Source organism: Falsiroseomonas oryzae (assembly GCF_027856955.1).
Classification (GTDB): domain Bacteria; phylum Pseudomonadota; class Alphaproteobacteria; order Acetobacterales; family Acetobacteraceae; genus Falsiroseomonas; species Falsiroseomonas oryzae.
Genome location: NZ_JAPSMD010000187.1, coordinates 1 through 10,373, shown reverse-complemented (window position 1 = coordinate 10,373; position 10,373 = coordinate 1). Strand labels below are relative to the sequence as shown.

Below are 10,373 nucleotides of genomic sequence, written 5' to 3'. Positions count from 1 at the left end.
GCCGCGAGCCTGCCGCCCGGCGCGCCCGGCATCCTGCGCATGGAGGTCGGCCAGCCTGGGACCGGCGCGCCGCGCGGCGCGGCGGAGGCCGCCATCCGCGCGCTGCAGGCCGGCAGCCCGATGGGCTACACGGAGGCCTTCGGCCTCGCCTCGCTGCGGGCCCGCATCGCACGGCACTACGCCGAGAAGTACGGCATTGCGGTGCCGGCCGCGCGGATCGCGGTGACGGTCGGGGCCTCCGGGGCCTTCCCGCTGGCCTTCCTGGCCGCCTTCGACGCCGGCGACCGGGTGGCGATGGCCGCGCCCTTCTACCCGCCCTACGCCAACATCCTGACCGCGCTCGGCATGGTGCCGCAGCTGCTGCCCTGCGACGCCACCACGCGCTTCCAGCCGACGCTGGCCATGCTCGAGAAGCTGGATCCGCGGCCCGCCGGGCTGATCGTCGCCAGCCCCTGCAACCCCGCTGGCACCATGCTCGCCCCCGACGAGCTGCGCGACATCGCGCGCTGGTGCCACGCCAACGGCGTGCGCCTGGTCTCCGACGAGATCTACCACGGCCTGTCCTATGGCAGCGTGGCGGAGAGCACGGCCGCGTCGTTCAGCGACAGCGCCGTCGTGGTGAACAGCTTCTCCAAGTATTTCTCCATGACGGGCTGGCGGATCGGCTGGCTGGTGCTGCCCGAGGACCTGGTTCGCCCGGTGGAATGCCTGGCGCAGAACATGTTCATCTCCGCCCCGCATGTCGCGCAGGTCGCCGCCGAGGCCGCCTTCGACTGCACCGAGGAGCTGGAGGCCAACAAGGCGCGCTACGCCCGCGCCCGCGCGGCGCTGCTCGCCGGACTCCCGACCGCGGGCTTCGACCGCATCGCGCAGGCGGATGGCGCCTTCTACCTGTGGTGCGACATCGGCCACCTGACCAATGACAGCCTGGACTTCGCCGCCCGCATGCTGGAGGGCGCGGGGATCGCCGCCACGCCGGGCGTGGATTTCGACCGCGACCGCGGCGCGCGCTTCCTCCGCTTCAGCTATTGCGGGCCGGAAGCCGACATGATCGCCGCGCCGGCGCGTCTGAAGGGCTGGCTCGGTCGCTAGTCGTTCTGTCATGCTGGCGGCCGAGAGGGCCGCCATGAACGACCGTCCTGCTTTCCGCCCGGGAAACAACGTCGCGATGAAGATGCCGCCGGCCGAGTACGATCGGCTGGTCGCCTTCTATCGCGACACGCTCGGCTTTGAGGTGATCGGCGAGCGTCCTGCCAGCACCGTCTTCCGCTTCGGCGACAAGCGGCTCTGGGTGGACCGCGTGCCAACGCTGAGCCAGGGCGAGGTCTGGCTCGAGGTGCAGGCCGAGGACGTGACCGCCGCTGCCGCCTGGTTCGCCGCGCAGGGCGTGACGCGGCGCGACGAGATCGAGGAGCTGCCCGACGGCTTCGCCGCTTTCTGGATCGCCGCCCCAGGCGGGATGATCCACCTGGTCACGGCAGGCTGAGGCGCCCCGATGACCGTAGGGGCGCGAGGCCTGAATCGGGTCGCTCAAGATGCAAGTGCGCCGCCGCAGCGCCACCAGGCCGCGGGCAGCGCCGCCGCGGCGCCTTCCGCCTGTGACGTCGTGGCGAAGATGCCGAAGCAGGTCGCGCCGCTGCCGCTCATCCGCGTCAGCAGGCAGCCCGGCTGCGCGGCAGTGGCCGCCAGCACGTCCCTGACCGCGGGGCAGAGCGCGATGGCGGCGTCCTGCAGGTCGTTGCCCAGCGGGCGCAGCCAGTCCGCCAGCGCGGCGGCGTCGGGCAGACGGTCCGGCATCTGCGCCGGCGTCGAGAAGGCGCCGGTGCGAGCGCGGAAGACGGCGGGCGTCGGCAGGGCGATGCGCGGATTGGCCAGCAGCAGCCCGAAGGGCGGCAGCGACGGCGGCTCCGCGAGGATCTCGCCGATGCCCTGCATGCGCACGGGCCGGGAGGCGATGCAGACCGGCACGTCGGCGCCGAGCGTCGCGGCGATGCCTCGCAGCGCGGCTTCGTCCAGCCCGGTGCGCCACAGCGCGTCCAGCGCGCGCAGCGTCGCCGCCGCGTCAGCCGAGCCGCCGCCGATGCCGGAGGCCACCGGCAGCTGCTTGTCGAGGGTGATGGCCGCGTGCTCGGCCCGGCCTGTGGCATTGGCCAGCGCGCGGGCGGCGCGCAGCACCAGATTGTCGCCTTCCCCCACCAGCGCGCCCGCCTCGGGCCCGATCACCGCGAGTTCCAGCCGGTCGCTGGGTACGACGCTGATCGTGTCGCCCGCGCCGGCGAACACGGCCAGGCTGTCCAGCGTGTGGTAGCCATCCGCCCTGCGCCCGGTGACGCGCAGGTACAGATTCACCTTGGCCGCCGCGAACTCACGATGGGGTTGCAAGGGCCTCAGGCCCTTGCCCGGGGTGCAGGGGGCGGAGCCCCCTGCTGGTCAATCATTCCGCTGCGCCGTCGCCGCCGGCGGTGTCGGCAGCCCGTCCCGCAGCTTCGCCTCGATCTTCGGGATGTCGGCCGCCTCGGGTTCGGTGCGCAGCGCGCGCTGCCACTGGAAGCGCGCCTCGTTCCGGCGTCCCGCGGCCCAGTAGGCGTCGCCCAAGTGGTCGTTGATCACGCTGTTGCGCGGCTCCAACTCGACGGCGCGTTCCAGCCAGCGCACCGCGGCGGGGATGTCGCCCAGCTTGAACAGCGCCCAGCCCAGGCTGTCCACGATGTTGCCGTCGTTGGGGCGCAGCTCCACAGCCCGTTCCAGCATGCGGCGCGCCTGGGCCAGGTTCTTGCCCATCTCGACCCAGGTATAGGCAAGGTAGTTCAGGACGTAGGGCTGCTCCGGCGCGAGTTCCAGCGCGCGCTGGAAGTCGGCCTCGGCGCGTGGCCAGCGGCCGGCCCGCTCATTGGCGATGCCGCGGGCGTAGAGCAGCGGCCAGTCGCCCGGTTGCAGCGTGCCGATGCGGGCCAGCGCGTCGTCATAGGCGGTCACCGCCTCCGCGAAGCGGTTGCGGCTGCGCAGCATGTCGCCCAGGCGCGCCGACGGTTGCGGCGCCTCGGCGATCTGCCGGGCCAGTCCGCGATACACGGCCTCGGCCTCCGCGACGCGGTCCAGCCTGTCGAGCGAGGCGGCCCGGCGCAGCGCCACGGCCGGCGCGAGCGGGTCCGAGGCCGGGACGGTGTCCAGGACGGCGAGCGCCGCTTCCGACTGCCGTTCCTCAGTGTAGTGCTCGGCGACCAGCAGCACCACGGGTGCGAAATTCGGCCGCAGGCGCAGCGAGAGGCGGGCCAGCAGCAGCGCCGACTCGCCGGCCTGCCCGCGCAGCGCCGCAGCCAGTGCCAACTGGGCTTCGGCCATGCCCTCGACGGGGGAGGCGACGCCGCGTTCGGACAAAAGGGCGCGCCGCTGGGCTTCCGTGACGGCGGCCACGGACAGGTCGCCGAGGCCGCGGCCCAGCGCCTCAAGGCTGCGCATCGCCTCCGCCTCCTGGCCGTTGCGGGCCAGGATGCTGCCGGCCAGCTGCAGCAGCCGCAGCGAGGTGTCGGGCGTCTCGGCCAGGGCCATGCGGGCGTAGCGCTCCGCCTCGCGCGGGCGGCCGGCGATGTCGGCGATCAGGGCCAGGTGCAGCGCATGGATGCCGCGCAGGCGGCCGGATTCGGCCAGCGGGCGCAGCACGGCGATCGCCTGGTCGGTCTGGCCCTTGCCCTGCAGCGTCCAGGCCAGCAGCAGCGGGGAGAGCAGCGCCGCGGGACCCTGGCGCGGCAGCCCGCGGATGCGCTGCTCCGCCCGGTCCCAGCGCCCGGCCTGCGCGTCGGCGCCGATCAGCAGCAGGACGGCGGCCTGGTTGTCAGGCAGCCGCCGGGCCAGGCGAAGCGCGTCCGCCCGGCCGTCCAGCAGGGCGGCGACGAAGGCGCGCGCGATGAGCTCGGGCTGCTCGGGGTCGCGGCGCAGCGCTTCCAGCATGCTGTCGGCGGCGACGCGCGTGTCGGCTTCCGACTGGGCGAAGCGGCCGGCGAGGTAGGGCCCGAAGGTGCCGGCCGGTTCCGCGGCCGGCGCAGCCGCGACGGCGGTGTTCGCGACCCTTGCCGGCGAGCCCGCCGCGCCGCAGGCCGAGAGAAGCGCAACCGCAAGCAGCAGCGCGCGGCGGGGAGGGAAATGGGCCGACATGCGCGCGAGATTAGCAGTTGCCCGCAGCAGGACGCCACCGTGGCGTGGCCGCACTGCAACACGCTACGCGGGGTTGATGCAGCGTGGCCACGCCGCCCGGGCGTGGCCCGATGTCAGGCCTTGCCCGCGAGCAGGCCCTCGGCCCAATCGGCCATGCGCAGCGCCGCCGTGGTGGGGGCCTGCGGCCGGACATGGGGCTGGCCCCGCAGCCCCGCTGCGGCCGCATCCGCGAAACCCAGCAGCCGCGCCACGGAATCTGCCAGCGCCGGCTTGGGTTCCTGCCCCAGCCGCGCCACCTCCGCCATCGCGGCGGCCAGCGCGGCCTGGGTCACCATCAGCTCCGCCCGGAGTTCCACCACCGCTGCCGACAACCGTCGCAGCTCGCCCGCCTCGTCAGCCCGATCCGACATCTCACGCTCCCGTGATCCATCGCCAGATTGGCGAGCGCGACCGCAACGGACAATCGCGATGCGCGACATGACATGGCTTTCACTCGTCCTCCACCACTGCTTTGTTAGATTTCGGTCGCAACGTTTCGCAATTCTGGAGGGGATCCTGCACATGCGTCGTCACGTCATCGCCGTCCTCGCGCTGCTCGCGGGGATGGTTGGGGGCATCCTCCCGACCGCGGCGCAGGCGCAGAACCGGTTCTGGCTGGTGAACGAGACCGGCCGGACGATCATGGAGGCCTATGTCTCCTCCTCCCGCGTGTCCGGCTGGGGGCCCGACATCCTGGGCAGCGGCGTCCTGCCGGCCGGCCAGCGGGTGTGGGTGACGCCGAACTTCGGCGACTGCGTGCTGGACGTGCGGGTCGTGTTCCAGGGCGGCGGCGAGGAGACGCGCATGCAGGTGAATGCCTGCAGCCTCTCAACCATCGCGTTCCGCGGCGGCGGCGCCGGTGCCGGTGCCACGATCGGCGGCGGGGCGGGCGCGGCGATCTCGCCCGGCCGGCAGGTGGCAGGCAATCCCTCCTTCGTCTTCACCAACGGCACCGGCGCGACGATCCGGGAGGTCTATGTCTCCCTGTCGACAGACGGCAACTGGGGCGGCGACCGGCTGGGCGCGAACGTGCTGCAGCCGGGCGGGCGCCTGCAGGTCAGCCTGCCGGCCGGCAATGTCTGCACCGTGGACATGCGGGTGGTCTACATGGATGGTCGCGCCGCGGAACGCCGCCGCATCGAGACCTGCAGCATCAACGAGTTCGTCTGGCGCTGAGGCGTCCGGCGGCAGGGCGGGGCCGGACGGCCCCGCCCGTTCGGTGTCTCAGCCCTCGCGCTGCTTCCGGGCCACGAGCGCGGCCGGGCGGCCGAAGCAGGCATCCAGCCAGGCCTTGGTCCTGGGGAAGCCAGCGTAGTCCATCCCGTTCAGCCAGCTGCCATAGAGCACGGCGGCCAGGTTCAGGTCGGCAATCGTGAAGTCCCGGCCGAGCAGGAAGGGCCCGCCCTTCGCCAGATGCGCCTCCAGCACCGCCAGGCGCGGGGCGAGTGCCTCGGCCCCTGCCTTTGCCTGCGCCGGATCGCGCTTCTCCGGCGGCAGGACATAGGTGTTGTAGGCCCATTGCTGGTGCGCCGGCTCGGCCTCCGTCGCGGCCCAGAGTGTCCACTGCAGCACGCGGGAGGCATCGTCGCCTTTCGGCATCAGCGGCGCGCCCGCCTTGCCGGCGATGTGCAGGTTGATCGCCAGGCTCTCGAACAGCGTCAGCGCGCCATCCTGCAGGGCGGGGATCTTGCCGTTGGGGTTCACCGCGGCGATCGCAGCCTTCAGCTCCGGCCCGAAGCCGATGGGCACGACCTCATAGGCGAGCCCGGCCTCCTCCGCCGCCCAGATGCAGCGGAAGGCACGACTTCTCGCGATACCGTGGATGCGCAGCATGGGTTTCCCTCCATCGCCGGTTCGATGGAGGGATCGCCCCTTTCGCCTGGGACGGCAAGCCCGGCCGCGCGGGCCGCGTCAGCCCTTCGCCTCGCCGGTGTCGGCCACCAGCCCCGCGGCCTGGATGCCGGCGACCGCGCAGATCTCGTCCTTGTCCGAGACATCGCCCGAGACGCCGACGGCACCCAGCACCGCGCCCTCGGCATCCTTCACCAGCACGCCGCCCGGCACCGGCACGGCACGGCCGCCGCTGAGGTCGGACAGCGCGTTCATGAAGCCCGGCGCGGCCTGGAAGCGCTTCGCCAGCTCCCGGCCGCCGAGCCCCATCGCCATGCAGCCATTCGCCTTGCCCCAGGCGATGTCGGTGCGCGCCAGGCTCGACCCGTCTTCGCGCAGCACGGCCTTGAGCTGGCCCGCGCCGTCCAGCACCACGACGGTGAGCGGGGCGAGGCCGAGCTCCCGCCCCTTGGCGAGGGTGGTGTCGGCAATGGTCCGCGCGGCGGCCAGGGTGAGGCCGTGCTGGAAGCCGGCGGGGGACTTGTGGGGCATGGTGCGATCTCCCGTGTCGCGATGCGGCGCCTGATCCGGGCCGGCGGAACTGCCGGAGCGGTGGATCGGTCGTCCAGGAACAGGCCGCCCCTCTGCCCGCGCGGGGACGGCCCGTAAAGCCCGGGTTGCCGCATTGCGGGGCGGCGTCCAGGCTGGATGCCCGACCGGAAGCCTGCGCCATGCCCCGTCCGCCCCGCCGCCTGCCCACCCCGCGCGCCATGATCGTCGCGCCGCAGCCGGAGGCGGTGGAGGCCGGGGCAGCGGTGCTCTCGGTCGGCGGCACGGCGCTGGACGCGCTGCTGGCCTGCGCCCTGGTGCAGGGCGTCGTGGACCCGCTGATGTGCGGTCTGGCCGGGCTCGGCGTGCTGCAGCTGCACGACCCCCGCGGCGGGGAGACCGTCGTGCTCGACGCGCTCTCCGTCTGCCCCGCCGCGGCGACGGAGGCGATGTGGGCCGACCGCTACCTCGGCGACTGCGCGGACGGCTATGGCTATCGCCTGGCCGGCGCGGTGAACGAGATCGGGCATGGCGCGGTGACCACGCCCGGCATCCTCAGGCTGTTCGAGGCGGCGCATGCGCGCTGGGGCCGGCTGCCCTGGCGCGGCCTGTTCGAGGCCGCCATCGGCTGGGCCGAGGATGGCTGGATGGTCCGGCCGCATGTCCACACCATGTTCACCGCCGACGAGGCCGCCTATGGCCGGCTGTCCATGACGGACAAGCTGGCCTTCACCGCGGAGGGACGCGCGCTGTACCTGCGCGCGGACGGCACGCCGAAGCGGCCCGGCGACGGGGTGCGCAACCCGGCCATGGCCGGGACGCTGCGCGCCGTGGCCGCGGGCGGCGCGGCGGCGTTCCAGGAGGGCGAGATCGCGGCGCGCATCGTCGCCGACATGGCGGCGAATGGCGGCCTGCTTTCCCGCGCCGACCTCGCCGGATTCCGTGTGACGGAGACGACTCCGCTGCGCGTGCCCTTCCGCGGCTTCGTCGTGTCGCTTCCCGCGCCGCCGGCGGGCGGCATCGTTGTGGGAGAGGCGCTGCGCATCCTGGAGCGCTTCGACCTGGCGGCGCTCGGTCACAACAGTCCTGGCTATATCCACACCGTGACGGAGGCGCTGCGCGTCGCGCTGGCCGACCGCGAGGCGCATATCGGCGACCCGGCCTTCCACCCGCCCCCGCTGGACCGCCTGCTGTCCGACGCGCATGCCGACGAGGTCGCGGCCCGGATCCGCCGCGGCGGGCGCGCCGGCGCGCCGCGCCCTGACGGCGAGCCACGCGACACCACCACGGTCTCGGTCGTGGACCGGGACGGGATGGTCGCCTCCCTCACCCATACCCTTGGCGTGCCGTCCGGCGTGATCCCGCCGGGGACGGGGATCATGCTGAACGGCGCGATGAACTGGTACGATCCGCGGCCGGGCCGACCTGGCTCGATCGCGCCGGGCAAGAAGCGCTTCTCCTCCATGGCGCCGACCATCGTCTTCGACGCCGCGGGGCGGCCCGTGGCGACGCTGGGCGCGCCGGGCGGCGCCTGGATCGGCGTGGCGCTGGTCCAGGTGCTGCTGAACCTGCTGGAATTCGGCATGGGCATGCAGGAGGCGGTGATGGCGCCGCGCTTCTCCGCCACGACACCCGCGATCGACGTCTCCAACCGCATCCCCCGCGCCGTGCAGCGGGCCCTGGAGGCACGGGGCCACGCCGTGCGGCGCGCCTGGCACTCCTATCCCTTCGCGGCACCGCACGGAATCACGCTGTGGGACGGCGTGCCGGAGGGCGGCGCCGACCCGCAGCGCGACGGGATGGCGATGGGCGTGGATTGATCCGCAGGCCGCCCGCTCTCCTGCATGTCAACGCCGTGGGCATTCCCGTGGCGGGGGCGCGGCGCCAAGAGTGGCTCGCGGATCACGGAAGCGGGAAGGGTGGTGGGAGTACCGGCAGGCCGGGCGGATGCCGGAGACGAGACGGTACCGGGTGAAGGACGGCGCTCGCCCTCCGTGCGGCGCCTGCACCTGCTGCTGGTGCTCGCCGCCCTGCTGGTGCCGGCGGTGCTGTTCGCGGCCGCGGCCTTGCAGAACCGCGCGGATGTGCTGCGCGACGGGCAGGACGCCGTGGTGCGCACCGTCGCGGTCATGCACGAGCACGCCCGCAAGGTCTTCGAGACGCAGGAACTGGCCCTGGCCCGCGTGGACGACCGCGTGCACGACCTGACCTGGGAGCAGATCGAGACGCCGGAGATCAACCTCTTCCTTGCCCGGCTGCAGGCGCCGCTGGAGCAGGCGGTGTCCATCTGGGTCACCGACCGCAACGGCGTGGTGCGCGCCGGCAGCCAGGGCTGGAACCCCGCCATCACCATCGTGGACCGGGACTTCTTTCGCGTCCATCGCGACGGCGAACCGGGCCCCTTCGTCTCCACCGCCTTCCGCGGGCGCGCCACGGGAGTGCCCAGCTTCGCGCTCAGCCGCCGACGGTCCACGCCGGACGGCAGCTTCGACGGCACCATCCACATCGCGCTGAGCCCGGACTACTTCGCGCGCTTCTTCGCCGAAGCGGCGCCGCCGATGCCGCATGCCGGCGTGCTGATCCGCAGCGACGGCGCGGTGCTGGTGCGCGAGCCGCCGGGCGGCGGCGAACGGCTGCCGCCCGACAGTCCGCTGATGCGCGCCATCGCGGAGCGGCCGGAGGGCTCGTTCCTGCGCGGCATCTCCACGATCGACGGGCGGGAGCGCGCCTATGCCTATCGCCGCGTCGGGAGCTATCCGCTGTATGTGGGCTTCGGCGTGGAGACCTCGGCGCTGCTGCGTCGCTGGTACGACAACCTGCAGCTCTATGGCGTGGTCGCCGCGGCGGCCTCGGGCCTGCTGCTGCTCGTCTCCTGGATGGCGATCCGGCGGGCGGCGGCGGAACATGCGGCGCATGAGCAGCTTCGCTCGGCGCTCGAAGAACTGCGCCGCGAGACCGCGGGCCGCGAGGCGGCGGAGACCCGCGTGCGCCAGGCGCAGCGGATGGAGGTGCTGGGCCAGCTGGCCGGCGGCATCGCGCATGACGTGAACAACGTGCTGCAGGCGGCTTCCAGCGGCGCGCGCCTGATCGGCCGGCGGCCGGACGATGCCGAGGCGGTCCGGCGCCTCGCCGCGATGGTGCTGGAGGCGACCGAGCGCGGTGCCTCCGTCGCGCGGCGCCTGCTGGCCTTCGCCCGCCAGGGCGAGCTGCACGCCGCCGACGTGGACGCCGCCGCGCTGATCGACGACCTGCGCGAGGTGCTGGGCCACACGCTGGGCGCCGAGGTGCAGGTGCGGGCCGTGATCGATGGAGAGCTGCCGCGGCTGCGCGCGGACAAGGACCAGCTGGAGACGGTGCTGCTGAACCTGGCCACCAATGCACGCGACGCGATGCCGGGCGGTGGCACGTTGACCCTGGCCGCTGCGATGGAGCGCGTGGAGCCCGCGGCGTCGCACCCCGCCGGGCTGGCCTCGGGCGAGTACGTGCGGCTGGCGGTGCGCGACACCGGCGCTGGGATGGACCCCGCGACGCTGGCGCGTGCGACCGAGCCCTTCTTCACCACCAAGCCGGCGGGGCTGGGCACCGGACTCGGCCTGGCGATGGCGCGCGGCTTCGCGGAGCAGTCGGGCGGCGGGCTTGCCATCGAGAGTGCGCCGGGGCGCGGCACCACGGTGACGCTGTGGCTGCCGCGCAGCGAGGTGCAGGCCGAGGCCGTGGCGGCGCCGCCCCAGGCGGGCGGGGTGGCCGCCGCGCCGTTCCTGCGCGCGCTGCTGGTGGATGACGAGGCGCTCGTGCGCCGCGGC

General features: G+C 73.7%; 10 protein-coding genes. 5 read left to right on the top strand and 5 right to left on the bottom strand.

Annotated elements, in window-relative coordinates; all coding sequences use genetic code 11:
• Positions 1-1,092 (top strand): pyridoxal phosphate-dependent aminotransferase (locus OZN99_RS17535; protein WP_270936556.1); only part of this gene is annotated, 1,092 nt, incomplete at its 5' end.
• 34 nt (positions 1,093-1,126) lie between these two features.
• Positions 1,127-1,486 carry a VOC family protein gene (locus OZN99_RS17530; protein WP_270936555.1) on the top strand — a complete coding sequence of 120 codons (360 nt, stop codon included), beginning with the start codon at positions 1,127-1,129 and terminating at the stop codon, positions 1,484-1,486.
• Positions 1,487-1,530: 44 nt separating this feature from the next.
• On the opposite strand, the gene OZN99_RS17525 is transcribed toward OZN99_RS17530, so the two are convergent.
• The 3 genes from OZN99_RS17525 to OZN99_RS17515 all read right to left on the bottom strand — a co-directional run bounded on the left by OZN99_RS17525 (position 1,531) and on the right by OZN99_RS17515 (position 4,562).
• Entirely contained in the window at positions 1,531-2,391 is an 861-nt protein-coding gene (locus OZN99_RS17525; protein ID WP_408611858.1) for a 4-(cytidine 5'-diphospho)-2-C-methyl-D-erythritol kinase, read from the bottom strand.
• A gap of 39 nt (positions 2,392-2,430) precedes the next feature.
• The gene (locus OZN99_RS17520) at positions 2,431-4,152 is read right to left on the bottom strand and encodes a tetratricopeptide repeat protein (RefSeq protein WP_270936553.1); all 1,722 of its coding nucleotides are present in this window, start codon (positions 4,150-4,152) and stop codon (positions 2,431-2,433) included.
• Between the two features lie 113 nt (positions 4,153-4,265).
• Positions 4,266-4,562 carry a hypothetical protein gene (locus tag OZN99_RS17515; protein ID WP_270936552.1) on the bottom strand — a complete coding sequence of 99 codons (297 nt, stop codon included), beginning with the start codon at positions 4,560-4,562 and terminating at the stop codon, positions 4,266-4,268.
• A 151-nt stretch (positions 4,563-4,713) separates the two neighbouring features.
• On the opposite strand from OZN99_RS17515, the gene OZN99_RS17510 reads away from it, so the two are divergent.
• Entirely contained in the window at positions 4,714-5,367 is a 654-nt protein-coding gene (locus OZN99_RS17510; RefSeq protein WP_270936551.1) for a Tat pathway signal protein, read from the top strand.
• A 48-nt stretch (positions 5,368-5,415) separates the two neighbouring features.
• Here OZN99_RS17510 and OZN99_RS17505 read toward each other — a convergent pair whose 3' ends face one another.
• Positions 5,416-6,024 (bottom strand): glutathione S-transferase family protein, encoded by a 609-nt coding sequence (locus OZN99_RS17505; RefSeq protein WP_270936550.1) that lies wholly within the window; start codon positions 6,022-6,024, stop codon positions 5,416-5,418.
• Positions 6,025-6,102: 78 nt separating this feature from the next.
• Positions 6,103-6,573 carry a GlcG/HbpS family heme-binding protein gene (locus OZN99_RS17500; RefSeq protein ID WP_270936549.1) on the bottom strand — a complete coding sequence of 157 codons (471 nt, stop codon included), beginning with the start codon at positions 6,571-6,573 and terminating at the stop codon, positions 6,103-6,105.
• A gap of 179 nt (positions 6,574-6,752) precedes the next feature.
• On the opposite strand from OZN99_RS17500, the gene OZN99_RS17495 reads away from it, so the two are divergent.
• Together OZN99_RS17495 and OZN99_RS17490 are read left to right on the top strand one after the other, a co-directional pair.
• Positions 6,753-8,390: a gamma-glutamyltransferase family protein gene (locus tag OZN99_RS17495; RefSeq protein WP_270936548.1), complete on the top strand. Its 1,638-nt coding sequence runs from the start codon at positions 6,753-6,755 to the stop codon at positions 8,388-8,390.
• Between the two features lie 174 nt (positions 8,391-8,564).
• On the top strand, positions 8,565-10,373 hold a 1,809-nt coding region (locus OZN99_RS17490), incomplete at its 3' end, for a hybrid sensor histidine kinase/response regulator (protein WP_270936547.1).

Coding starts and splice junctions, on each gene's coding strand:
- OZN99_RS17495 (WP_270936548.1), top strand. CDS start 6,753: ATGCCCCGTCCGCCCCGCCGCCTGCCCACCCCGCGCGCCATGATCGTC.
- OZN99_RS17510 (WP_270936551.1), top strand. CDS start 4,714: ATGCGTCGTCACGTCATCGCCGTCCTCGCGCTGCTCGCGGGGATGGTT.
- OZN99_RS17520 (WP_270936553.1), bottom strand. CDS start 4,152: ATGTCGGCCCATTTCCCTCCCCGCCGCGCGCTGCTGCTTGCGGTTGCG.
- OZN99_RS17505 (WP_270936550.1), bottom strand. CDS start 6,024: ATGCTGCGCATCCACGGTATCGCGAGAAGTCGTGCCTTCCGCTGCATC.
- OZN99_RS17515 (WP_270936552.1), bottom strand. CDS start 4,562: ATGTCGGATCGGGCTGACGAGGCGGGCGAGCTGCGACGGTTGTCGGCA.
- OZN99_RS17500 (WP_270936549.1), bottom strand. CDS start 6,573: ATGCCCCACAAGTCCCCCGCCGGCTTCCAGCACGGCCTCACCCTGGCC.
- OZN99_RS17530 (WP_270936555.1), top strand. CDS start 1,127: ATGAACGACCGTCCTGCTTTCCGCCCGGGAAACAACGTCGCGATGAAG.